The sequence below is a fragment of the Enterobacter cloacae complex sp. IR5450 genome (genome assembly GCF_049238665.1).
Classification (GTDB): domain Bacteria; phylum Pseudomonadota; class Gammaproteobacteria; order Enterobacterales; family Enterobacteriaceae; genus Enterobacter; species Enterobacter hormaechei_C.
The window spans coordinates 1-22,958 of the sequence record NZ_JBMKIC010000032.1 but is presented as its reverse complement, the minus strand read 5'-3'; the positions used below and the strand labels follow the sequence as shown (position 1 = coordinate 22,958).

Genomic DNA, 22,958 nt, shown 5'->3' with positions numbered 1-22,958 from the left:
TATGTCTCTGGCAAAAGCGTCGGTGTGGACGGCAGCGTCCACGCTAGTAAAAATTGGCGCCGGGTTACTGGTCGTCAAGCTGCTGGCCGTCTCATTTGGTCCGTCAGGCGTTGGGCTGGCAGGGAACTTGCGCCAGCTGGTCACGGTGCTTGGCGTGCTGGCGGGAGCTGGGATATTCAATGGCGTCACCAAATACGTCGCGCAGCATCATGACGATGCCGAAAAGCTCCGCACGGTGGTGGGCACCTCCTCGGCTATGGTGCTGGGCTTCTCTACGTTGCTGGCCGTCGTCTTTTTGCTGGCGGCGGCACCCATCAGCCAGGGGCTGTTCGGACACACGCATTATCAGGGGCTGGTGCGCCTGGTGGCGCTGGTTCAGATGGGGATCGCCTGGGCGAACCTGCTGCTGGCGCTGATGAAAGGCTTCCGTGATGCCGCCGGGAATGCGCTGGCGCTGATCCTCGGCAGCATCATCGGCGTTATCGCCTACTACTTTTGCTATCGGCTGGGCGGCTATGAAGGCGCGCTGCTGGGGCTGGCGCTGGTGCCTGCGCTCGTTGTCATTCCGGCAGCGTTTATGCTGATGCGCAGAGGCAATGTCCCGCTGAATTACCTGAAACCGCAGTGGGACAAGATGCTGGCGGGGCAGCTCGGTAAGTTTACCCTGATGGCGCTCATCACTTCGGTAACGCTTCCCGTTGCCTACGTGATGATGCGAAACCTGCTGGCAGCGCATTACAGCTGGGATGAAGTGGGGATCTGGCAGGGCGTGAGCAGCATTTCAGATGCTTACCTCCAATTTATTACGGCTTCCTTTAGCGTCTATTTACTGCCAACCTTATCGCGCCTGACTTCCAGGCAGGATATTACCCGCGAGATTTTTCGCTCCCTGCGTTTTGTATTGCCGGCGGTTGCGATCGCCAGCTTTACCGTCTGGTTACTGCGTGATTTCGCCATCTGGCTGCTGTTTTCGGCGAAGTTTACCGCCATGCGCGATCTGTTTGCCTGGCAACTGGTCGGCGATGTGCTGAAAGTGGGGGCATACGTTTTCGGCTATCTGGTGATTGCGAAGGCTTCGCTGCGGTTGTATATCCTGGCAGAGATCGGCCAGTTTGCGCTGCTGACGGCATTTTCTCACTGGCTGATCCCCACCCACGGTGCGCTGGGGGCGGCTCAGGCCTATATGGCAACTTATATCGTTTATTTCGCTGCCTGTTGCGGCGTATTTTTACTTTGGCGTAAACGCGCATGACTGCACTGATACACATACTGGGATCGGATATCCCGCATCACAACCAGACCGTTCTACGTTTCTTCAATGATGAACTGGCATCCGGCACGCCCGATGCGCGCGAGTTTATGGTCGTTGGACGCGATAACGGTCTGAGCGCGGCGTGTCCGGCATTGCACATCACCTTCTGGCCAGACAAAGCGGCGCTGACCAAAGCCGTTGTCGCGAAAGCTAAAGCGGACCGAAGCCAGCGTTTCTTCTTCCACGGACAGTTCAATACTGGCCTGTGGCTGGCGCTGTTAAGCGGCGGGATAAAACCTTCCCAGTTCAGCTGGCATATCTGGGGAGCGGATCTCTACGAAGTCTCACGTGGCTGGAAATTCCGTCTTTTCTATCCGCTGCGTCGTCTGGCCCAGGCGCGCGTGGGCTGCGTTTTTGCTACCCGTGGCGATCTCAACTATTTTGCTAAACAGCACCCGAAGGTTCGCGGGGAGCTGCTCTATTTTCCGACCCGTATGGATCCGGCGCTGAACACCCTGGCGAATGACGCGATTCGTGAGGGCAAACTGACCATCCTGGTAGGAAATTCCGGCGATCGCAGTAACGAGCATGTCGCGGCGCTGCGGGCGGTACATCAGCAGTTTGGCGATACGGTGAACGTAGTGGTGCCGATGGGCTATCCCGCCAATAACGACGCCTACATCAATGACGTTCGCCAGCAGGGGCTTGCGCTGTTTAGCGCGGAAAATCTGCACATTCTCAACGATAAGCTGGAATTTGATGACTATCTCGCGCTCCTGCGAAAATGCGATCTGGGCTATTTCATCTTTGCCCGTCAGCAGGGGATTGGTACGCTGTGTCTGCTGATTCAGGCGGGCGTACCGTGCGTGCTCAACCGCGAAAACCCGTTCTGGCAGGACATGGCCGAACAGCATATTCCGGTGCTGTTTACCTCTGACACGCTTAATGTCGAGGTAGTACGGGAAGCGCAGCGTCAGCTCACGCTGGTGGATAAAAATAGCATCGACTTTTTCAGCCCGAACTACCTCACGCCGTGGCACCACGCGCTGCGTATTGCTTCAGGAGACAACGCATGAGCCAGTTGCAATTTAGCGGCTTGCTGGTGGTCTGGCTGCTGAGCACGCTGTTTATCGCCACGCTCACCTGGTTTGAGTTCCGGCGCGTACGTTTTAACTTCAACGTTTTCTTCTCGCTGCTGTTTTTGCTGACCTTTTTCTTTGGCTTCCCGCTGACCAGCATCCTCGTGTTCCGCTTTGATGTTGGCGTCGCTCCGCCGGAAATCTTGTTGCAGGCACTGCTCTCTGCGACCTGCTTCTACGCGGTGTATTACGTCACCTATAAAACGCGCCTGCGCGCGGCGAAAGACACCGCACCCCGTCGTCCGCTGTTTACCATGAACCGGGTAGAAACCCATCTGACGTGGGTTATGCTGATGACCATCGCCCTCGTCAGCGTGGCGATCTTCTTCATGCATAACGGCTTTTTACTGTTTAAGTTACAGTCCTATAGCCAGATTTTCTCCGCCGAAGTCTCCGGCGTCGCGCTCAAGCGTTTCTTCTATTTCTTCATTCCGGCGATGCTGGTGGTCTTTTTCCTGCGTCAGGACAGCAAAGCCTGGCTGTTCTTCCTGGTCAGCACCGTCGCATTTGGCATTCTGACCTACATGATCGTCGGCGGCACCCGCGCCAACATCATTATCGCCTTCGCGATTTTCCTGTTTATCGGCATTATTCGCGGCTGGATCTCGCTGTGGATGCTGGCGGCGGCAGGCGTCTTTGGCATTGTGGGGATGTTCTGGCTGGCGCTGAAGCGCTACGGACTGAACGTGGCGGGCGACGAAGCGTTTTATACCTTCCTGTATCTGACGCGCGACACCTTCTCGCCGTGGGAAAACCTGGCATTGCTGCTGCAAAACTACGACAAAATCGAATTCCAGGGGCTGGCGCCGATTGTTCGCGATTTCTATGTCTTTATACCGACGTGGCTGTGGCCTGACCGTCCCGGTATTGTCCTGAACACGGCGAACTACTTTACCTGGGAAGTGCTGAACAACCATTCGGGTCTGGCGATTTCCCCAACCCTGATTGGCTCGCTGGTAGTGATGGGCGGAACGTGGTTTATCCTGCCGGGCGCGATCGCGGTCGGGCTGATAATAAAATGGTTCGACTGGCTATATACGCTGGGTAATGAAGAGACCAACCGCTACAAAGCCGCTGTTTTGCACAGTTTCTGTTTCGGTGCCATTTTCAATATGATCGTTCTGGCGCGCGAGGGGCTGGATTCATTCGTCTCACGCGTGGTGTTCTTTATGGTCGTTTTCGGTCTATGTCTGCTGCTGGCAAAACTGCTGTACTGGTTGTTTGACAGTGCAGGGCTTGTGCACAGACGTGAGCCACAGGGCAGCACAACGCTGTCGCAAGTCTGAGTAGGGATTATCATGACGGATACAACTTCAGCCCCGCGTTATGCGCTGCGCGGGCTACAGCTGATTGGCTGGCGAGACATGCAGCACGCGCTGGATTTTCTGTTCGCGGACGGGCAGATGAAATCGGGCACGCTGGTGGCCATCAACGCAGAAAAAATGCTGGCGGTTGAAGATAATGCGGAAGTGAAAAGCCTGATTGAAGCCGCGGAGTTTAAATACGCAGACGGTATTAGCGTGGTGCGTTCAATTCGTAAAAAGTTTCCAGACGCTAATGTGTCTCGCGTGGCGGGAGCTGACCTTTGGGAGCGGCTTATGGAACGCGCAGGCGCTGAAGGCACACCGGTATTTTTGATCGGCGGCAAGCCAGAGGTGCTGGCGCAGACCGAACAAAAGCTGCGTAACCAGTGGAATGTTAACATCGTGGGCAGTCAGGATGGCTATTTCAGGCCGGAAGATCGCCAGGCGTTATATGAGCGCGTACGCGACAGCGGGGCGAAAATTGTCACTGTCGCCATGGGGTCGCCGCGGCAGGAAATTCTGATGCGCGATTGCCGTCTGGTCAGCCCGGATGCGCTCTATATGGGCGTCGGCGGCACCTACGACGTCTTTACCGGCCACGTTAAGCGTGCGCCCAAAGTCTGGCAAAACCTGGGGCTGGAGTGGCTCTACCGCCTGCTTTCTCAACCGACACGAATCAAACGACAGATTCGTCTTCTGCGCTACCTCGCCTGGCACTACACCGGGAAAATGTAATCAATATGCAGCGCGATCTGCTGTTCGCGCTGCAACGCCCCCTGCAAAGCTGCTGAATTTCTGTGCAATGCATTCATTTTTTTAATGCATTGTTTGCCATTTGCCAGAATTTAAGAAACCATTCGCTCCGTATTTCAGTACCCCTCAAAAACAATACCCGGCAATAAGTCGGGAAACAGCAAACACAACCGAGGAATTATGGCAGAGAAAAAACCGGAGCTTCAGCGTGGGCTGGAAGCTCGACATATTGAATTGATCGCGCTGGGCGGGACTATCGGCGTTGGCCTGTTTATGGGCTCGGCAAGCACGCTGAAATGGGCGGGGCCTTCCGTCCTGCTGGCGTATATTATTGCCGGACTGTTCGTCTTCTTCATCATGCGCTCAATGGGCGAAATGCTGTTCCTGGAGCCGGTAACGGGCTCTTTCGCCGTTTACGCCCACCGGTATATGAGCCCGTTCTTTGGTTATCTCACGGCCTGGTCGTACTGGTTTATGTGGATGGCCGTCGGGATTTCGGAGATCACCGCCATCGGGGTCTACGTGCAGTTCTGGTTCCCGGAGATGGCCCAGTGGATACCTGCGCTTATTGCCGTAGAGCTAGTGGCGCTGGCGAACCTTGCCGCCGTTCGTCTTTACGGTGAAATCGAGTTCTGGTTTGCGATGATCAAAGTTACCACCATCATCGTGATGATTGTTGTGGGTCTGGGTGTCATCTTCTTTGGCTTCGGTAACGGCGGGCACGCTATCGGTTTCGGTAACCTGACCGGGCACGGCGGCTTTTTTGCGGGTGGCTGGAAGGGCTTTCTGACGGCGCTCTGTATCGTTGTCGCCTCCTATCAGGGCGTTGAGCTGATCGGCATTACCGCCGGTGAGGCGAAAAACCCGCAGGTGACACTGCGTAGCGCGGTAGGCAAGGTGCTGTGGCGTATCCTGATTTTCTATGTGGGCGCGATCTTCGTTATCGTGACCATTTTCCCATGGAACGAGATCGGCACCACCGGCAGCCCGTTTGTCTTAACTTTCGCTAAGATTGGCATCACGGCGGCAGCCGCCATTATCAACTTTGTGGTACTGACGGCGGCGCTTTCCGGCTGTAACAGCGGAATGTACAGCTGTGGGCGTATGCTTTACGCGCTCTCGCAAAACAAACAGCTGCCGGCTGTGATGGGCAAAGTCTCCCGCGTAGGTGTACCGGTGGCGGGCGTAGCGGTGTCGATTGTGATTTTGCTGATTGGCTCTTGCCTGAACTACATCATCCCAAATCCGCAGCGCGTGTTTGTTTACGTCTATAGCGCCAGCGTGCTGCCGGGGATGGTACCGTGGTTTGTCATTTTGATTAGCCAGTTGCGTTTCCGGCAGGCGCACAAAAAAGCGATCGCCAGCCATCCGTTCCGCTCCATTCTGTTCCCGTATGCGAACTATTTGACGATGGCGTTCCTGATTTGCGTATTAATTGGAATGTACTTTAATGAAGATACCCGCATGTCGCTGTTTGTCGGGATGATCTTCCTGGCTGCCGTCACAGCTGCATATAAACTTTTTGGCCTGGGTCGCCGTGGCTCCGCCCATAAAGTGGAGGAATAAGCGGCAAAATGTGCAAACCATAACCAAACGCGCATTTTTTTCAAAAAAGCACTAGACAGCGGGGACGGAGGTACGTAATATCCAGCCCCGCAACGGCGCTAAGCGCCCGTAGCTCAGCTGGATAGAGCGCTGCCCTCCGGAGGCAGAGGTCTCAGGTTCGAATCCTGTCGGGCGCGCCATTTTAGTCCCGGCGCTAGAGCTGCGGTGGTCTGAGAAGTAGTCAGAACCGCGTGAAAGAATACAGTGGTGGCTATAGCTCAGTTGGTAGAGCCCTGGATTGTGATTCCAGTTGTCGTGGGTTCGAATCCCATTAGCCACCCCATTATTGAAAGAGTTGTGAATTGCGAAGGTGGCGGAATTGGTAGACGCGCTAGCTTCAGGTGTTAGTGTTCTTACGGACGTGGGGGTTCAAGTCCCCCCCCTCGCACCACGACTTTTAATGAGTTGAACTAAAAATTCAAAAAAGCAGTACATCGGCGAGTAGCGCAGCTTGGTAGCGCAACTGGTTTGGGACCAGTGGGTCGGAGGTTCGAATCCTCTCTCGCCGACCAATTTTGAACCCCGCTTCGGCGGGGTTTTTGTTTTCTGCGTTTTTTATCCTGTAGTCATTTCCCGACAACACCCCACATCCTTGTCGCGATTCAGCGACATATAAACCATTAATATTTAAGTATTTATTATTTTACCTCTTAACCTGTCTCCTTGTGGCGACAGATCACCGACTTTAGCGCGATGTTGTATGGCTTCAAGCGGTTCTTAACAGCATAATTTCCTTTTATCTTAAAATGTTGCGCGATGTAAAAGTTCTGCGTGTAAACCTGGCACATTACATGCAATAATATGCGTGTAGATGCTCATTCCATCTCTTATGTTCGCCTTAAGGCCTCATAAACTCAGGAATGACGCAGAGCCGTTTACGGTGCTTATCGTCCACTGACAGATGTCGCTTCGGCCTCATCAGACACCATGGACACAACGTTGAGTGAAGCACCAAATATGTTGTCTTACAGACCTGTTTTAACGCCTGCTTTTATAGCAGGCGTTTTTTTATGCCTTATTCACGATAATGGGCCAGGACCAGCGCCACCAACAGCAGTGCGATAGCAGAGACAGCATATAGCGTCTGAGCCGCTCCCAATATCGTCGCCGTCATTGCGGCGAGGCCCGTAAAAAGGGAAGCGCTCAACGTTTGCCAGCGCCAGGCCTTACCGCTGGCAGCGGATATCTGTATAGCCTGAAAATTACTCAGTACCCCAAACGTACCCGCCGCAAAAACGATATTCGACGCCAGATGCGCGATAAAGATCATCCCCAGCGCAAGCACGACCCATGCGGATAAAAACGGAAGCAACCCATAGGCTGCCAGAAAAAGAGCAAGACAGCTAAGTAGCAAAGGCGTTCTTGCTGCAAAGCGCGTCAGACTCTCTTTTCTGAGCAGCAAGGGGCCACAAAGCTGTCCCAGACTTCTGGCAAAAAGCAAGGGCAGCGCAAGCCCAGCGGCATTCTCGGGGTTGATCTGCTGCGCCAGTGCTGGCAGCAACGCCATTGCAGGCGAGCCTACGGCAGCAAGGACAGGCAAAATCAGCAAACTGCGTTTTTGTCGAAGGGTCAGAGTTTGCCAGCGCAATGCCACAGGTTGAGGGTCCCCGACAGGCAACGATGCTGGACGCGCTACATACTGGCGTTCTGCGAGAAATAGCATGACCAGCGATCCCATAAAACTGGCGGCGTCGATGACCAGTAAGGCGAAGACCGGGATGCGCTGGAACAACACCACACCCAGCCCGGTTCCTAACAAAACCTGGGAGGCAAAAATCACATTTTCCAGACACGTTGCCGCAGGCAGTTCTGCCTCATGCAGTCCGCGTTTAAACAGAAGCGTTAACGCAGGCCAGCTCATCCCGCTCAGCAACGCTTCTGTGGATTGCACCGCAAGCAGCGCCGGTATGCTGTGGTAATGTGCGCCTGAAAGGGGAAAGAGCAGGGCGAGCAAGCCCAGCCATTCGGTCAGCATCAACAGGTCGAGAGGTGAAAACCGCTGGCACAGCTTTTCACCAATCAGGCTGCCGATAAAACCGGGCACCGTAGCAAAAAGGAAGGCGAGGGTTAACAGCGCTGACGGGGCTGACCACTGTAACAATAATCCGAAAACAACAACCTGAGTTAAGCCATTACCCAGGGAGCTGAAGATAAAGGCGCAGGCCAGCAGGCGGAGCCAGCGATGGCACCGCAGCGCTTCGAAAAGCGCATATAAAAGCGAGTTCATGACGATATCCTTTCAGAAACGGTTTATTCCACGCGGGTAAGCGCGTGTGCAAAAAAAAGTTAAGGAAAAGACATCGTTACATTGGCGGGTTCGTTTGCAGGTGAGTGTTAAAAGAATGTAGCAGGAGAAATGAGATAAAAAAAGGAGGCCATCTGGCCTCCTGTTAATTACTGCTGCGTTCCGTTATTTTGCAACGTCAATAACAGCCCATCACGGCGCATAGCTGCGGCCTCTTCCGGCTTGTGCTGCTTGTCCAGCGAATCAGCAAGCCAGGCGTAATCAAATGCGTCCGGGCGTTGCTTCAGCGCGGCGCGGAAGGCGAGACTCGCCTCCTGCCACTCGCCGTGTTTCATCAGAGACTGGCCCAGCGTACTCCACAGCAGCGGACGATCGCCCACGGTTTTGATCTGCTGGCGCAGTGCTTTTTCAATTTGTTCCGGATTGTTGGTTTTCAGACGCGGGATGACCATCACCAGGCGGTCATCATACTGTCGCTTGAGACCGTCGAGGAGGATCTCCTGCGCGGTGTCATGGTCGTCACACTCAATCAGATGTTCTGCCATCGCAACCTGAAGAGGAACCTGCTGGCGCGTTTTGCGGCTCTGGTTTTTCCACCAGGTTTTCAGGCCGTCGCTGCCGAGATCGGCGCGCGCCTGATCCATCAGGCCAATCCAGGCCAGACGCTGAAGTTCATCACGATGTTCATCATCGCCCACGTCGGCTTTCGCCATGGAAGGGATAATGTCCAGCAGCGAGCCCCATGCACCGGTCCGAATATATGCCTGCTCAGCAAGACGCAGCACTTCCGGATGACGAGGGGTAATTTCCAGCAGACGGTCAACGCCGTGACGTGCGGCATGGTTTTCATTGCGCGCCAGTTGCAGACGAACGCGGGTGATCTCAACCGGAATCGGATCCTTAGTAGAGAGCTCAGACGCGCGTTCAAGATGCTGATTGGCGCGGGCCTCATCGCCTCGCTGTTGCGCCGCCTCAGCGGCCAGCAGATAGTTAACAACCGGCTGTTCTGCATGGTCGGCATTTTTCGACATTAGCTTTTCAACCTGCTGATAGTCGCCTTCGGCCAGCTTCAGCAATGCCTGCTCGGTCTGCTTACGGGCGCGACGGCGCTTACGGCCAACGAACCAGCCGCGCGTATGTACGCCGGTACGGAAAATACGACGCAGGAGCCACTCCACTGCCAGCAGAACGACCACACCCAGGATCAGGATAATCACCAGCCCTGTTACGCTGGTTTCGATGTTGTAGTTATCGGTCTGGATCAATACGTAACCCTGGTGACCCGCAAGCATCGGCCCCAGTACAATCCCGGCGATCAGCAGGATGAAGAGTAAGAAGACTTTTAGCATCATTACTCTCCTTGCGGCGCGCTTTCAGGCGCTGGCGCGGCGGCAGGTGCTTCAGCCGGACGCTCTGCCGGAACGCCCGGCTGGGCCAGCAAGTTACGCACGCGCGTCTGCATGATCTTCTCCAGAATCGGCTGGCTTTCCAGCTTGTCCGGTACGTTCATGGTGATGTTTTGCTGGCTCAGCTTGTCGATATCCTCAAGGAACGCGGTCGTGGTTGCATCATTGGTATCGTAGTAAGCACGTACCCAGGTTGAAACGTTATCCAGCGCCTGTTTGTAGGTCTCTTCCTGGTGACGCGGCACGGCCTGCGCCGCGACCAACAGGCGGGAACGAATGTTTTCGCGTAGATAGACGTCCTGGTTCGGTGCCAGCAGCGGCACGGCAGTTTCATCGCGGCGGCGAATGGTTATAAAGCTGTCCATAAAGTTCTGCCAGCTCTTTTGCAGGTTGATACGCCATTCGCTCAGGGAACTGGACAGCTCGGTACCGTCGGAATCCATCGGAGAGTCATCGTCGTTGTTATCGGCCAGCTGAAGGTTATCAATCTGGTTCGAGAGCTGATTCACCTTAAGGATGATACCGTCGTAGTCGACCTGAGAAACCGCGGACAGGCTGGCGATATCTTCCGTAATAGCGCGGCGTGCGTTGATGAGGCTCGGATCGTTCATATCAGCCAGGCTTGCGTCGGCGCTTTTCAGCAGCGCGGCGGCGGTGGTGACATCCTGATCGCTCCAGAGCTTGCGCCCGGCCAGTTTCACCAGAAAATCGGCCTGTGAAAGTAGCCATGTTTTGGCATCGGTTCCCGAAATTGTGGCGACTTTTTCCTGCACTTCGCTCAGCTGTTTGGTCAACTCTTCACGTTTGCTGTTCGCGTCGGCGAGGGCGGCAGCCTGCTGTTTGATCACACCTTCCAGCTCAGCTTTTTGCGTCTCCTGCGCTTTCTGTAGGGCAGTGATTTGGTTAACCAGCGCGTCGCTGGTGGCCGTCTGGTTGGTGCCTTGTTTCTTCACCAGTCCGTAGAGACCCACGCCTGCGGCCAGCGCAATCGCGATGGCAATCACGCTCAGCGTGAGGCTGGTTTTATTGCTGCCGTTTTTCTTCTCAACGGTTGTGTCTGTCGTCTCTGGCTGTGACGTGGTGTCCACAGTCTCCCTGGTCTCTTCAACCACGGCGGAGGATTTTTCGTGTTCCGTCATTATGGCTTCCCATTTGAGAGTTATTGTAATGCGCGCAGCAGCGCATCGTTGTCGGCGTTTTCAGCGATCCGAATATCCTGCCAGCCCAGTTCCCGGGCGTGGTTCGCCAGACGCTCACTGACGACCAGAAGCCGACAGCGGAGTAACCAGTTTTCGCGATACCAAAGCGGAATCAGCGACCAAAGCTGTTGTAACATTTCACCGCTGGTGACCACCAGCGTATTAATACCGCGGGCGTGCCAGCGCATTGCTTCTTCCGCGCCATCATAGTGTTTTGCACAGCGCTGATAGCACTCCACAAACGTCACGTCTGCGCCGCGTTCGCGCAGCGTCTCGCCCAGCAGTTCGCGGCCACCGTTGCCGCGCAAAATAAGCGCGCGCTTTCCGGCAATGTTTTGTAATTCAGGTAATTGTAGCAAGACTTCGCTGATTTCCCGATCTAACGGGTAACGAACATCGATTCCGCTCGCGGTATGTAAGGCCAGCGCCGTAGTGCGCCCGATGGCGAAATAGCGGGGGGCGTGAGGCCAGCGAACGCCCTGTTGTTGCAGCTGCGCATGGGCAAACTCCACTGCATGCTGCGACAGCGCAAAGAGCAGATCGCCTTCCTGCAAGAGACGCATCTGGTCAGCGAGCTCAGGCAGCTCGCGACCGGGGGAGAATTCAATCAGCGGAAAACTCCAGGCCACCTGCCCCAGTGCGCGCAGACGGCTCACTAACTGCTCTCCTGCGGGAGAAGGGCGGGTGACAAGTATGCTCATGCAGGGGGCTCTCCGTTATAGACCTCGGCCAGAATTTCACGTGCGCCGTTATTTAGCAGCTCTTCCGCCAGCGATACGCCAAGCGCCTCGGCATCTTGCGGTTTGCCGCGACGTTCACCGCGAACCATATGCGAGCCGTCCGGCGCGCCAACCAGCGCACGCAGCCACAGTTCACCGTCAGTTAATTCAGCATAGCTGCCAATTGGCACCTGACAGCCTCCTTCGAGGCGTGTATTCATCGCGCGCTCGGCTTTTACGCGAACGGCGGTATCGTCATGATTCAGCGGCGCCAGCAGTGCCTGAGTGCGCACATCATCCAGACGACACTCAATGCCGACGGCGCCCTGGCCGACGGCGGGCAGCGACAGCTCCGGCGGCAACGCCACGCGAATACGTTCTTCCAGCCCCAGGCGTTTCAGGCCCGCAACCGCAAGAATAATGGCATCGTAGTCGCCGTTATCCAGCTTGCCAAGGCGTGTGCCGACGTTCCCACGCAGCGAGCGAATCACCAGATCCGGGCGACGTTCAGCCAGCTGACACTGGCGGCGTAAACTTGACGTGCCGACCACGCTGCCTGCCGGCAACGCATCAAGCGAGTCATAGCGATTAGAGACAAACGCATCGCGCGGATCCTCGCGCTCGCAGATGGTCACCAGCCCCAGCCCTTCCGGGAACTCAACGGGCACATCCTTCATCGAATGCACGGCGATATCGGCGCGGTTCTCAAGCAATGCCAGCTCCAGCTCTTTGACAAACAGACCTTTTCCGCCCACTTTGGCCAGCGGCGTATCCAGTATGACATCGCCACGCGTAACCATTGGCACCAGCTCAACGCGTAATCCGGTGTGGCAGGCCTCCAGGCGCTGCTTAACATAATGTGCCTGCCAGAGTGCAAGAGGACTTTGGCGTGTGGCAATTCTCAAAACATTGTCTAACATGCTTGTTACCGTCATTATCAATCGCTAACCATCCTAACATTGTTGACACTCGGATGGCAGTTTTACGGTTGATGAAGAGTGAGAGGGACAGGGCGGCGTATTCGTCAGCCATCGCCGTATTCAGGAATTTACACGTACAGAACGGTGCTACACTTGTATGTAGCGCATCTTTCTTTACGGTCAACCGGCAAGGTGTTAAATTGATCACGTTTTAGACCATTTTTTCGTCTGTACCACCAGAAAAGCAAAAGGCGAAAAAAGGGTAACGGTTATTTTTTGAAATACTGCGGGTCCGCTGCTTTTTCTGTTCTGACTGGCATGCGACACCCGGAAACATCAGGCGATACGTCTTGTACCTCTATATTGAGACTCTGAAACAGAGACTGGATGCCATCAATCAATTGCGCGTGGATCGCGCGCTTGCTGCCATGGGCCCTGCTTTCCAGCAGGTATACAGTCTTCTGCCGACATTGTTGCACTATCACCATCCGCTAATGCCGGGTTACCTCGATGGTAACGTTCCCCAGGGCATTTGCCTCTTCACGCCTGATGAAACCCAACAGCATTACCTGACTGAACTTGAACTCTACCGTGGTATGCCGCCGCAGGATTCGCCGAAAGGCGAGCTGCCGATTACCGGGGTTTACTCCATGGGCAGCACATCATCGGTTGGGCAAAGCTGCTCTTCTGACCTGGATATCTGGGTCTGCCATCAGTCCTGGCTCGACAATGAAGAGCGCCAGCTGTTGCAGCGTAAATGCAGCCTGCTGGAGAGCTGGGCGGCGTCGCTCGGCGTGGAAGTGAGCTTCTTCCTGATTGATGAAAACCGTTTCCGCCATAACGAAAGCGGCAGTCTGGGTGGTGAAGACTGCGGCTCGACTCAGCACATCCTGTTGCTGGATGAGTTTTACCGTACTGCCGTTCGCCTGGCCGGGAAACGTATTCTGTGGAATATGGTGCCGTGCGATGAAGAAGAGAATTATGACGACTACGTCATGTCGCTTTACTCGCAGGGCGTTCTGACGCCAAACGAGTGGCTGGATCTGGGCGGCCTGAGCTCCCTGTCCGCCGAAGAGTACTTTGGCGCAAGCCTCTGGCAGCTTTATAAGAGCATTGATTCACCGTACAAAGCGGTGCTGAAAACCCTGCTGCTGGAAGCTTACTCCTGGGAATACCCCACGCCGCGCCTGCTGGCGAAAGATATTAAACAGCGTCTGCACGACGGGGAGATCGTCTCCTACGGGCTTGATGCCTACTGCATGATGCTGGAACGCGTCACCGAATACCTGACAGCCATTGAGGACGCCACGCGTCTTGACCTGGTGCGTCGATGTTTCTATCTCAAAGTTTGTGAAAAACTGAGCCGCGAACGCGCCTGCGTGGGCTGGCGTCGTGAAGTCGTCAGCCAGTTAGTCAAAGAGTGGGGATGGGACGAAGCGCGTCTCGCCATGCTGGACAACCGCGCCAACTGGAAAATCGATCAGGTGCGCGAGGCGCACAACGAACTGCTTGATGCGATGATGCAGAGCTACCGCAACCTGATCCGCTTTGCCCGCCGTAACAACCTTAGCGTTTCTGCCAGCCCACAGGATATCGGGGTGCTGACCCGTAAACTGTACGCCGCGTTTGAAGCGTTGCCGGGCAAGGTTACGCTGGTTAACCCACAGATTTCGCCTGACCTGTCTGAACCGAATCTGACCTTTATCTACGTACCGCCGGGCCGCGCGAACCGCACCGGGTGGTATCTGTACAACCGTGCGCCAAGCATGGATTCGATCATCAGCCATCAGCCGCTGGAGTATAACCGCTACCTGAACAAGCTGGTGGCCTGGGCCTGGTTTAACGGCCTTCTCACCTCACGCACCCGGTTGTTTATCAAAGGCAACGAGGTGGTCGATTTAGCCAAGTTGCAGGAGATGGTGGCGGATGTCTCGCACCACTTCCCGCTGCGTCTGCCTGCGCCGACGCCAAAAGCGCTCTACAGCCCGTGTGAGATTCGCCATCTGGCGATCATCGTCAACCTGGAATACGACCCGACGGCGGCCTTCCGCAATCAGGTCGTTCACTTTGACTTCCGCAAGCTGGACGTCTTTAGCTTCGGCGAGCAGCAAAACTGCCTGGTGGGTAGCGTGGATCTACTGTACCGCAACTCGTGGAACGAAGTGCGTACCTTACACTTTAACGGCGAGCAGGCGATGATCGAGGCGCTGAAAACGATCCTCGGCAAGATGCACCAGGACGCCGCACCCCCGGACAGCGTGGAGGTGTTCTGCTACAGCCAGCACCTGCGCGGCCTGATTCGTACCCGCGTGCAGCAGCTGGTGTCTGAGTGCATCGAACTGCGTCTCTCCAGCACCCGTCAGGAAACCGGGCGCTTTAAAGCGCTGCGCGTCTCCGGCCAGACCTGGGGCCTGTTCTTTGAGCGCCTGAACGTGTCGGTGCAGAAGCTGGAGAACGCCATTGAATTCTACGGCGCGATTTCACACAACAAACTGCATGGCCTGTCGGTTCAGGTGGAAACCAATCACGTTAAGCTGCCGCAGGTGGTGGATGGCTTTGCGAGTGAAGGGATTATTCAGTTCTTCTTCGAAGAGTCGGGCGATAATGCCGGGTTTAACATCTACATTCTGGATGAAACCAACCGTGCCGAGGTGTATCACCACTGTGAAGGCAGCAAAGAGGAGCTGGTGCGCGACGTCAGCCGCTTCTATTCGTCTTCGCACGATCGCTTTACCTACGGCTCAAGCTTTATCAACTTCAACCTGCCGCAGTTCTACCAGATTGTGAATGTGGATGGGCGAGCGCAGGTGATCCCGTTCCGTACGCAGGCGATTACCACTGCGGCGCCCGCTAACCAGGAAACTGCGCCGCTGTTGCAGCAGTATTTTTCCTGAGGCTTTTCGCCGGGTGGCGCTATCGCTTACCCGGCCTACGGTCCGAGCCGTTGTAGGCCCGGTAAGGCGTAGCCGCCACCGGGCAACAAAACTACCTGAAACTCACGTCCTCACCCGCCTGCGCGGTCGCCGCCTGCTCCAGCAGATCCCAGAACGTTTCGCCGCTGCGGTCGCAGACCCACTCGTCACCTTTCAGATCAAAGTGATATCCGCCCTGTTTCGCCGCCAGCCACACCTGGTGAAGCGGCTCCTGACGGTTAATAATAATCTTGCTGCCGTTTTCGAAGCTTAAGGTCAGGATCCCGCCGTTGATTTCACAATCGATATCGCTGTCGCCGTCCCAGTCGTCGATACGCTCTTCGATGGTCATCCACAGGGTATCGGCAAGGCGATGAAATTCACTGTCGTTCATGGTTTTATTCCTGTTTTTCGTGATGGCGGCAGTATAACGCTAAATAATTCCCGTTGCAGGAAAGCGGCAAACTCTTGCTTTTGTGTCTTCTCCTGCGATGATAGAAACAGATTTGAACTTACGGGCAACCTCTACATGAAAAACGTCTTCCGAACGCTTGTCGTTCTTGTCACTCTGTTTAGCCTGACCGGCTGTGGACTGAAGGGACCACTGTACTTCCCGCCAGAGGATAAAAACGCACCACCGCCGACAAAACCGGTGCAAAGTGGTATCGAGTCATCTACGCCGGATACCAACGATCGCGGCAATAACGGCGGCCCGACTCAGGTCAATCTCTGACAATTACGTTCTGTACCCGCGCAATGGAGCAAATGATGCAGTTCTCTAAAATGCATGGCCTTGGCAACGACTTTATGGTCGTCGACGCGGTAACGCAGAATGTCTTTTTCTCCCCGGAACTGATCCGTCGTCTGGCGGATCGACACGTGGGCGTGGGGTTTGACCAGCTGCTGGTGGTGGAGCCGCCTTACGATCCTGACCTGGACTTTCACTATCGCATTTTTAACGCCGACGGCAGCGAAGTTTCCCAGTGCGGCAACGGCGCGCGCTGTTTTGCCCGCTTTGTTCGGCTGAAAGGGCTGACCAACAAGCGCGATATCCGCGTCAGCACCGCCAATGGCCGGATGGTGCTCAGCGTCACCGACGACGAACTGGTGCGCGTGAACATGGGAGAGCCGAACTTTGAACCCTCTGCCGTGCCGTTTCGCGCCAACAAAGCGGAAAAGACCTATATCATGCGTGCCGCCGAGCAGACAGTATTGTGCGGCGTCGTCTCAATGGGTAACCCGCACTGCGTGATTCAGGTGGATGATGTGCAAACCGCGGCGGTTGAAACGCTCGGCCCGGTGCTGGAAAGCCACGAGCGCTTCCCGGAGCGGGCGAACATCGGTTTCATGCAAGTGGTGAAGCGTGAACATATTCGCCTGCGGGTTTACGAGCGCGGCGCGGGCGAAACCCAGGCCTGCGGAAGCGGTGCCTGTGCGGCGGTGGCCGTCGGTATCTCACAGGGGTTACTGGCAGAAGAGGTTCGCGTGGAATTACCAGGCGGTCGGCTTGATATCGCCTGGAAAGGAGCGGGTCATCCACTGTACATGACTGGCCCGGCGACACATGTTTATGACGGGTTTATCCATCTATGAAGCAACCAGGGGAAGAACTGCGGGAACCTGTAACAGAGCTGGACGACAGCACTGTTGTGGATTATCTGCTGCACAATCCTGAGTTTTTTATCCGCAATGCACGCGTCGTCGAACGGATGCGCGTGCCGCATCCGGTTCGCGAGACCGTGTCGCTGGTTGAATGGCACATGGCGCGCTCGCGCAACCACATCAATCAGCTCGAAGAGAACATGACGCTGCTGATGGAGCAGGCCAGCAATAACGAAAGCCTGTTCTACCGTCTTCTGCACCTTCAGGCGCGTCTGGCTTCCGCACACAGTCTCGAAGAGTTCCTCAACCGCTTCCACCGCTGGGCGCGCGAGCTGGGGCTGGCAGGCGCGACGATCCGTCTCTTCCCTGACCGCTGGCGCATTGGCGCGCCGTCCGGGTTTACCCATCTGGCACTGAGCCGTCAGGCGTTTGAGCCGCTGCGCATTCAGCGTCTGGGCCATGAGCACCATTATCTGGGGCCGCTCAACGGGCCAGAACTGCTGGTGGTGCTGCCGGAAGCCAAAGCTATCGGCTCGGTGGCGATGTCGCTGATGGGGCGCGATGGTGACCTGGGCGTGATGTTATTTACCAGCCGCGACGCGCATCACTATGAACAGGGGCAGGGTACGCAACTGTTGCAGGAGATCGCCCTGATGTTGCCTGAGTTGCTGGAGCGCTGGATTGAGCGCGTATGACGGACGGACTGCTCGCCACTGACGTCACCCGCTTTCTGCGCTATCTGGGCGTAGAACGCCAGCTCAGCCCTATTACGCTGCTCAACTATCAGCGTCAGCTTGATGCCATCATGCAGATTGCCGATGAAATCGGCCTGAAAAGCTGGCAACAATGTGACGCCGCCACGGTACGCGGGTTCGTCGTGCGTAGCCGTAAAAAAAACTTAAGCCCGGCGAGCCTGGCGCTCCGGCTCTCTGCCCTGCGCAGTTTCTTCGACTGGCTGGTCAGTCAGGGCGGTCTGAAAGCCAACCCGGCGAAAGGGATCGCCACGCCGAAAGCCCCGCGTCATCTGCCGAAAAATATCGACGTCGACGACGTAAACCGCCTGCTGGATATCGATCTTAACGATCCGCTGGCCGTTCGCGACCGCGCAATGCTGGAGGTGATGTACGGCGCGGGCCTGCGTCTCTCTGAGCTGGTGAACCTCGACTTGAAGCACCTCGATCTGGAATCCGGCGAGGTGTGGGTGATGGGCAAGGGCAGCAAAGAGCGCCGCCTGCCGATCGGCCGCAATGCGGTCTCCTGGATTGAGCACTGGCTGGACCTTCGCGGGCTGTTTGGCGCCGACGAAGATGCGCTGTTCCTGTCGAAACTCGGCAAGCGGATCTCGGCGCGTAACGTGCAGAAGCGCTTTGCGGAGTGGGGCATTAAGCAGGGGCTGAACAGCCACGTTCACCCCCACAAGCTGCGCCACTCCTTTGCGACGCACATGCTGGAATCAAGCGGCGACCTGCGCGGCGTACAGGAGCTGCTTGGTCACGCGAATCTGTCGACCACCCAAATCTATACCCACTTAGACTTCCAACACCTTGCCTCGGTGTATGACGCGGCGCATCCACGCGCCAAACGGGGGAAATAATGCGTTTTTACCGCCCACTCGGTCAGATCTCAGCCCTGACGTTTGATCTTGATGACACCCTTTACGACAATCGTCCGGTGATCCTGCGTACCGAGCAGGAGTCGCTGGCGTTTGTGCAGAACTACCATCCTGCGCTGAAAGCGATGCAGAACAAAGATTTCCAGAAGCTGCGTCAGTCCCTGCGGGAAACCGAGCCGGAAATTTATCATGACGTGACCGAATGGCGCCGCCGTGCGGTTGAGCAGGCGATGCTCAATGCCGGCCTGAGCGCGCAGGACGCGGCCACGGGTGCCGAAGCGGCCATGGAAAACTTCGCCAAATGGCGCAGTCGGATCGACGTGCCGCAGGAGACCCACGACACGCTGGCGAAGCTCGCCGAAAAGTGGCCGCTGGTGGCCATCACCAACGGCAACGCTCAGCCTGAACTGTTTGGTCTGGGGAACTATTTTCAGTTCGTTCTGCGCGCGGGCCCGCACGGACGCTCGAAGCCGTTCAACGATATGTATCATCTGGCAGCGGAAAAACTGGATTTGCCGCTCGGTGAGATCCTGCACGTGGGCGACGACCTGACCACGGACGTCGCCGGGGCGATCCGCTGCGGCATGCAGGCCTGCTGGATCAAGCCGGAAAATGCCGATCTGATGACTACCCCGGATAGCCGTCTTCTGCCGCACGTGGAAATTTCACGGTTGGCATCCCTCACGACGCTGATATAATCATCAATTGTTCTGTATAAATTAACAGGGTTTTGGCGAGTGGAAACATTTGCCTGCCCGCCATGACGTGACGGTGCCAATGGACGTTTCTTACCTGCTCGACAGCCTTAATGATAAACAGCGTGACGCGGTTGCCGCCTCGCGTACAAACCTGCTGGTACTGGCTGGAGCGGGCAGTGGTAAGACGCGCGTGCTGGTTCACCGTATCGCCTGGCTACAGAGCGTGGAGAACTGCTCGCCGTACTCGATTATGGCCGTGACGTTCACCAACAAGGCGGCGGCGGAGATGCGCCACCGTATCGCACAGCTGATGGGCACCAGCCAGGGCGGCATGTGGGTTGGCACCTTCCACGGCCTGGCGCACCGTCTGCTGCGCGCGCACCATATGGACGCTAACCTGCCGCAGGATTTCCAGATCCTCGACAGCGAAGATCAGCTGCGCCTGCTGAAACGCCTGATCAAGGCGATGAATCTCGACGAGAAGCAGTGGCCGCCGCGTCAGGCGATGTGGTACATCAACGGTCAAAAAGACGAAGGGCTGCGTCCGCATCATATTCAGAGCTTCGGTAACCCGGTCGAGCAGACCTGGCAGAACGTCTACAAGGCCTATCAGGAAGCGTGCGATCGCGCCGGTCTGGTGGATTTCGCCGAGCTGCTGCTGCGCGCCCACGAGCTGTGGCTGAACAAACCGCATATCCTGCAACACTACCGTGAACGCTTTACCAACATCCTGGTGGACGAATTCCAGGATACCAACAACATCCAGTACGCCTGGATCCGCCTGCTGGCCGGGGATACCGGCAAGGTGATGATCGTAGGCGATGACGACCAGTCTATCTACGGCTGGCGCGGCGCGCAGGTGGAGAACATCCAGCGCTTCCTCAACGATTTCCCCGGCGCGCAAACCATCCGTCTGGAGCAGAACTACCGTTCTACCAGCAACATTCTGAGCGCGGCCAATGCCCTGATTGAGAACAACAACGGGCGCCTGGGTAAAAAGCTGTGGACCGATGGCGTCGACGGCGAACCGATTTCGATTTACTGCGCCTTCAACGAGCTCGACGAAGCCCGCTTCGTGGTGAACCGCATTAAAACCTGGCAGGAGAACGGCGGCGCGCTGGAGCAGTGTGCCATTCTCTATCGCAGCAACGCCCAGTCGCGCGTGCTGGAAGAGGCGCTATTGCAGGTGAGCATGCCGTACCGCATTTATGGCGGTATGCGCTTCTTCGAACGTCAGGAGATCAAAGATGCGCTCTCGTATTTGCGTCTGATTGCCAACCGTAACGACGATGCGGCGTTTGAGCGCGTGGTGAACACGCCGACGCGCGGCATCGGCGATCGTACGCTGGACGTGGTGCGTCAGGCCTCGCGCGATCGTCAGCTCACGTTGTGGCAGGCGTGCCGCGAGCTGTTACAGGAAAAAGCCCTTGCCGGGCGCGCCGCCAGCGCATTGCAGCGCTTCCTGGAGTTAATCGACGCGCTGGCGCAGGAAACGGCCGACATGCCGCTGCACGTCCAGACCGACCGGGTGATTAAAGATTCCGGCTTGCGCACCATGTACGAGCAGGAAAAAGGCGAGAAGGGCCAGACCCGTATTGAGAACTTAGAGGAACTGGTGACGGCAACGCGCCAGTTCAGCTACAACGAAGAAGACGAAGACCTGATGCCGTTGCAGGCATTCCTCTCTCACGCCGCGCTGGAGGCGGGTGAAGGGCAGGCCGATACCTGGCAGGATGCGGTTCAGCTGATGACCCTGCACTCCGCGAAAGGTCTGGAGTTCCCGCAGGTGTTCATCGTCGGGATGGAAGAGGGGATGTTCCCGAGCCAGATGTCGCTGGATGAAGGCGGGCGTCTGGAAGAGGAGCGTCGTCTGGCCTACGTGGGCGTGACCCGTGCGATGCAGAAACTGACTCTGACCTACGCGGAAACCCGCCGCCTGTACGGGAAAGAGGTGTATCACCGTCCGTCGCGCTTTATCGGCGAACTGCCGGAAGAGTGTGTGGAAGAGGTGCGCCTGCGCGCCAGCATCAGCCGTCCGGTCAGCCATCAGCGTATGGGCTCGCCGATCTCTGAAACCGACACCGGTTACAAGCTGGGCCAGCGCGTGCGCCACTCGAAGTTTGGCGAAGGCACCATCGTCAACCTGGAAGGCAGCGGCGAGCACAGCCGTTTGCAGGTAGCGTTCCAGGGGCAGGGGATCAAATGGCTGGTGGCAGCCTATGCCAAGCTGGAAAGTGTGTAACTTTCAGAAAAATATCACTATTTTGTAATAATCTGCTAGCCTTATACGTTGAAGGTCAATTAATGCCCTTCAGCGTTCCGTTGCGTGTTGACGCCACAGTTATTGCTGGCGTAACATGCGCGCACGATTACGCTAAGAGGACATTCGCCTTGGACACACCCAGTAGATACTGGCTCAATTCCCTGTCATCCAGGAACAACTCCTAAGGCTATCTCCTCTTGCTGATGGCCTTAGTGGTTGTCAGCGACTGCATCATTCCCGTCGCGCTGAGTCAGGCTGTTTAATGGTCTGAAACCCAATTTGTTTCTGTGTGCCCACCGAACTGTCCGATATTTTTTGCATTGGGAGTCCCGGTCATGTTGAGCGCATTTCAACTCGAAAATAACCGACTGACTCGGCTTGAAGCCGAAGAGTCACAGCCCCTCATTGATGCCGTATGGGTGGATCTGGTCGAGCCGGACGACGATGAGCGCCTTCGCGTACAATCTGAACTGGGGCAAAGCCTGGCGACACGCCCGGAACTGGAAGACATCGAAGCATCCGCCCGTTTTTTTGAAGACGAAGACGGCCTGCACATTCACTCCTTCTTCTTTTTCGAGGATGCCGAAGACCACGCGGGGAACTCCACCGTGGCGTTTACCATCCGCGATGGCCGCCTGTTCACCCTGCGCGAGCGCGAACTGCCTGCGTTTCGTCTCTACCGTATGCGTGCCCGCAGCCAGGCGATGATGGACGGCAACGCTTATGAGCTGCTGCTGGATCTGTTCGAAACCAAAATCGAACAGCTGGCGGATGAAATCGAAAACATCTACAGCGACCTGGAAAAGCTGAGCCGCGTGATCATGGAAGGCCATCAGGGTGATGAGTACGACGAAGCGTTGTCCACGCTGGCAGAGCTGGAAGATATCGGCTGGAAGGTGCGTTTGTGTCTGATGGATACCCAGCGCGCGCTGAACTTCCTGGTGCGCAAGGCGCGTCTGCCGGGCGGTCAGCTGGAGCAGGCGCGTGAGATCTTACGCGATATCGAATCCCTGCTGCCGCACAACGAATCCCTGTTCCAGAAGGTCAACTTCCTGATGCAGGCGGCGATGGGCTTTATCAACATCGAGCAGAACCGCATCATCAAGATCTTCTCGGTGGTGTCCGTGGTGTTCCTGCCGCCGACGCTGGTGGCGTCCAGCTACGGGATGAACTTCGAGTTTATGCCGGAGCTGAAGTGGAGCTTTGGCTACCCGGGGGCGATTATCTTTATGATCCTCGCCGGGCTGGCGCCGTATCTGTACTTTAAGCGGAAGAACTGGCTGTAAAAATCTGGCGGGTGGCGCTGCGCTTACCCGCCCTACGATCGAA

At 56.4% G+C, this 22,958-nt stretch carries 20 protein-coding genes and 4 tRNA genes; 18 read left to right on the top strand and 6 right to left on the bottom strand.

Translation table 11 applies throughout. The features are described from left to right. Position 1 precedes the first annotated feature (1 nt). The 9 genes from wzxE (at position 2) to ACOTYB_RS19755 (ending at position 6,565) form a co-directional block, all read left to right on the top strand. Positions 2-1,252, top strand: coding sequence for a lipid III flippase WzxE (gene wzxE, locus ACOTYB_RS19795; RefSeq protein WP_220153489.1), 1,251 nt, complete (start codon positions 2-4; stop codon positions 1,250-1,252). After that, the gene (locus ACOTYB_RS19790; protein ID WP_022650167.1) at positions 1,249-2,328 is read left to right on the top strand and encodes a TDP-N-acetylfucosamine:lipid II N-acetylfucosaminyltransferase; all 1,080 of its coding nucleotides are present in this window, start codon (positions 1,249-1,251) and stop codon (positions 2,326-2,328) included. Before wzxE ends, ACOTYB_RS19790 begins: the two co-directional genes overlap by 4 nt. Further along, on the top strand, positions 2,325-3,677 hold the full coding sequence (wzyE, locus tag ACOTYB_RS19785) for an ECA oligosaccharide polymerase (RefSeq protein WP_023323983.1): 1,353 nt from the start codon (positions 2,325-2,327) through the stop codon (positions 3,675-3,677). Before ACOTYB_RS19790 ends, wzyE begins: the two co-directional genes overlap by 4 nt. A gap of 12 nt (positions 3,678-3,689) precedes the next feature. Beyond that, positions 3,690-4,430, top strand: coding sequence for a lipopolysaccharide N-acetylmannosaminouronosyltransferase (wecG, locus tag ACOTYB_RS19780; RefSeq protein ID WP_022646653.1), 741 nt, complete (start codon positions 3,690-3,692; stop codon positions 4,428-4,430). A gap of 198 nt (positions 4,431-4,628) precedes the next feature. Next, on the top strand, positions 4,629-6,014 hold the full coding sequence (gene thrP / locus ACOTYB_RS19775) for a bifunctional threonine/serine APC transporter ThrP (RefSeq protein ID WP_220153490.1): 1,386 nt from the start codon (positions 4,629-4,631) through the stop codon (positions 6,012-6,014). 102 nt (positions 6,015-6,116) lie between these two features. Beyond that, a tRNA-Arg gene (locus tag ACOTYB_RS19770) sits at positions 6,117-6,193 on the top strand. Positions 6,194-6,260: 67 nt separating this feature from the next. Then, a tRNA-His gene (locus ACOTYB_RS19765) sits at positions 6,261-6,336 on the top strand. A 21-nt stretch (positions 6,337-6,357) separates the two neighbouring features. Then, positions 6,358-6,444: transfer RNA gene (locus ACOTYB_RS19760), tRNA-Leu, on the top strand. A 44-nt stretch (positions 6,445-6,488) separates the two neighbouring features. Beyond that, a tRNA-Pro gene (locus ACOTYB_RS19755) sits at positions 6,489-6,565 on the top strand. Between the two features lie 503 nt (positions 6,566-7,068). Here the strand turns inward: ACOTYB_RS19755 and ACOTYB_RS19750 are convergent. The 5 genes from ACOTYB_RS19750 to hemC form a co-directional block, all read right to left on the bottom strand. After that, positions 7,069-8,280 (bottom strand): MFS transporter, encoded by a 1,212-nt coding sequence (locus tag ACOTYB_RS19750; protein ID WP_220153491.1) that lies wholly within the window; start codon positions 8,278-8,280, stop codon positions 7,069-7,071. 167 nt (positions 8,281-8,447) lie between these two features. Continuing rightward, complete coding sequence (hemY, locus tag ACOTYB_RS19745) at positions 8,448-9,647, bottom strand: protoheme IX biogenesis protein HemY (RefSeq protein ID WP_026080629.1); 1,200 nt, start codon at positions 9,645-9,647, stop codon at positions 8,448-8,450. A 2-nt stretch (positions 9,648-9,649) separates the two neighbouring features. After that, a complete protein-coding gene (gene hemX, locus ACOTYB_RS19740; protein ID WP_006812379.1) occupies positions 9,650-10,843 on the bottom strand; it encodes a uroporphyrinogen-III C-methyltransferase in 1,194 nt (397 codons plus the stop codon). Positions 10,844-10,863: 20 nt separating this feature from the next. Further along, positions 10,864-11,604, bottom strand: coding sequence for a uroporphyrinogen-III synthase (hemD, locus tag ACOTYB_RS19735; protein WP_003860818.1), 741 nt, complete (start codon positions 11,602-11,604; stop codon positions 10,864-10,866). Next, complete coding sequence (hemC, locus tag ACOTYB_RS19730) at positions 11,601-12,542, bottom strand: hydroxymethylbilane synthase (protein ID WP_032628002.1); 942 nt, start codon at positions 12,540-12,542, stop codon at positions 11,601-11,603. Before hemC ends, hemD begins: the two co-directional genes overlap by 4 nt. Positions 12,543-12,892: 350 nt before the next feature. Between hemC and cyaA the strand changes: the two genes are divergently transcribed. After that, the gene (gene cyaA / locus ACOTYB_RS19725) at positions 12,893-15,436 is read left to right on the top strand and encodes a class I adenylate cyclase (protein WP_023315185.1); all 2,544 of its coding nucleotides are present in this window, start codon (positions 12,893-12,895) and stop codon (positions 15,434-15,436) included. A 91-nt stretch (positions 15,437-15,527) separates the two neighbouring features. Here cyaA and cyaY read toward each other — a convergent pair whose 3' ends face one another. Further along, complete coding sequence (gene cyaY / locus ACOTYB_RS19720; RefSeq protein ID WP_003860816.1) at positions 15,528-15,848, bottom strand: iron donor protein CyaY; 321 nt, start codon at positions 15,846-15,848, stop codon at positions 15,528-15,530. 135 nt (positions 15,849-15,983) lie between these two features. On the opposite strand from cyaY, the gene lptM reads away from it, so the two are divergent. The 8 genes from lptM (at position 15,984) to corA (ending at position 22,915) form a co-directional block, all read left to right on the top strand. Continuing rightward, complete coding sequence (gene lptM / locus ACOTYB_RS19715; RefSeq protein WP_003860815.1) at positions 15,984-16,187, top strand: LPS translocon maturation chaperone LptM; 204 nt, start codon at positions 15,984-15,986, stop codon at positions 16,185-16,187. A gap of 35 nt (positions 16,188-16,222) precedes the next feature. Beyond that, positions 16,223-17,047 (top strand): diaminopimelate epimerase, encoded by an 825-nt coding sequence (gene dapF, locus ACOTYB_RS19710; protein WP_022646661.1) that lies wholly within the window; start codon positions 16,223-16,225, stop codon positions 17,045-17,047. Continuing rightward, positions 17,044-17,751: a DUF484 domain-containing protein gene (locus ACOTYB_RS19705; RefSeq protein ID WP_003860814.1), complete on the top strand. Its 708-nt coding sequence runs from the start codon at positions 17,044-17,046 to the stop codon at positions 17,749-17,751. The genes dapF and ACOTYB_RS19705 overlap by 4 nt, the downstream gene beginning before the upstream one ends. Continuing rightward, complete coding sequence (xerC, locus tag ACOTYB_RS19700; RefSeq protein WP_022650173.1) at positions 17,748-18,650, top strand: tyrosine recombinase XerC; 903 nt, start codon at positions 17,748-17,750, stop codon at positions 18,648-18,650. Before ACOTYB_RS19705 ends, xerC begins: the two co-directional genes overlap by 4 nt. Further along, positions 18,650-19,366: a 5-amino-6-(5-phospho-D-ribitylamino)uracil phosphatase YigB gene (yigB, locus tag ACOTYB_RS19695; protein ID WP_015570005.1), complete on the top strand. Its 717-nt coding sequence runs from the start codon at positions 18,650-18,652 to the stop codon at positions 19,364-19,366. Before xerC ends, yigB begins: the two co-directional genes overlap by 1 nt. Positions 19,367-19,445: 79 nt before the next feature. Then, positions 19,446-21,608, top strand: coding sequence for a DNA helicase II (gene uvrD / locus ACOTYB_RS19690; RefSeq protein WP_017383586.1), 2,163 nt, complete (start codon positions 19,446-19,448; stop codon positions 21,606-21,608). Between the two features lie 149 nt (positions 21,609-21,757). Continuing rightward, positions 21,758-21,814: a YsgD/CorL family protein gene (gene ysgD, locus ACOTYB_RS19685; protein ID WP_212743980.1), complete on the top strand. Its 57-nt coding sequence runs from the start codon at positions 21,758-21,760 to the stop codon at positions 21,812-21,814. Between the two features lie 150 nt (positions 21,815-21,964). Continuing rightward, positions 21,965-22,915, top strand: coding sequence for a magnesium/cobalt transporter CorA (gene corA / locus ACOTYB_RS19680; protein WP_003860807.1), 951 nt, complete (start codon positions 21,965-21,967; stop codon positions 22,913-22,915). Positions 22,916-22,958: the final 43 nt, after the last annotated feature.

Bases quoted from the DNA above. Each gene is read 5' to 3' on its own strand.
- wzxE (WP_220153489.1), top strand. From the start codon at position 2: ATGTCTCTGGCAAAAGCGTCGGTGTGGACGGCAGCGTCCACGCTAGTA.
- ACOTYB_RS19705 (WP_003860814.1), top strand. From the start codon at position 17,044: ATGAAGCAACCAGGGGAAGAACTGCGGGAACCTGTAACAGAGCTGGAC.
- hemY (WP_026080629.1), bottom strand. From the start codon at position 9,647: ATGCTAAAAGTCTTCTTACTCTTCATCCTGCTGATCGCCGGGATTGTA.
- corA (WP_003860807.1), top strand. From the start codon at position 21,965: ATGTTGAGCGCATTTCAACTCGAAAATAACCGACTGACTCGGCTTGAA.
- thrP (WP_220153490.1), top strand. From the start codon at position 4,629: ATGGCAGAGAAAAAACCGGAGCTTCAGCGTGGGCTGGAAGCTCGACAT.
- xerC (WP_022650173.1), top strand. From the start codon at position 17,748: ATGACGGACGGACTGCTCGCCACTGACGTCACCCGCTTTCTGCGCTAT.
- yigB (WP_015570005.1), top strand. From the start codon at position 18,650: ATGCGTTTTTACCGCCCACTCGGTCAGATCTCAGCCCTGACGTTTGAT.
- wzyE (WP_023323983.1), top strand. From the start codon at position 2,325: ATGAGCCAGTTGCAATTTAGCGGCTTGCTGGTGGTCTGGCTGCTGAGC.
- uvrD (WP_017383586.1), top strand. From the start codon at position 19,446: ATGGACGTTTCTTACCTGCTCGACAGCCTTAATGATAAACAGCGTGAC.
- ACOTYB_RS19790 (WP_022650167.1), top strand. From the start codon at position 1,249: ATGACTGCACTGATACACATACTGGGATCGGATATCCCGCATCACAAC.
- lptM (WP_003860815.1), top strand. From the start codon at position 15,984: ATGAAAAACGTCTTCCGAACGCTTGTCGTTCTTGTCACTCTGTTTAGC.
- cyaY (WP_003860816.1), bottom strand. From the start codon at position 15,848: ATGAACGACAGTGAATTTCATCGCCTTGCCGATACCCTGTGGATGACC.
- hemD (WP_003860818.1), bottom strand. From the start codon at position 11,604: ATGAGCATACTTGTCACCCGCCCTTCTCCCGCAGGAGAGCAGTTAGTG.
- hemX (WP_006812379.1), bottom strand. From the start codon at position 10,843: ATGACGGAACACGAAAAATCCTCCGCCGTGGTTGAAGAGACCAGGGAG.
- ACOTYB_RS19750 (WP_220153491.1), bottom strand. From the start codon at position 8,280: ATGAACTCGCTTTTATATGCGCTTTTCGAAGCGCTGCGGTGCCATCGC.
- wecG (WP_022646653.1), top strand. From the start codon at position 3,690: ATGACGGATACAACTTCAGCCCCGCGTTATGCGCTGCGCGGGCTACAG.
- hemC (WP_032628002.1), bottom strand. From the start codon at position 12,542: ATGTTAGACAATGTTTTGAGAATTGCCACACGCCAAAGTCCTCTTGCA.
- dapF (WP_022646661.1), top strand. From the start codon at position 16,223: ATGCAGTTCTCTAAAATGCATGGCCTTGGCAACGACTTTATGGTCGTC.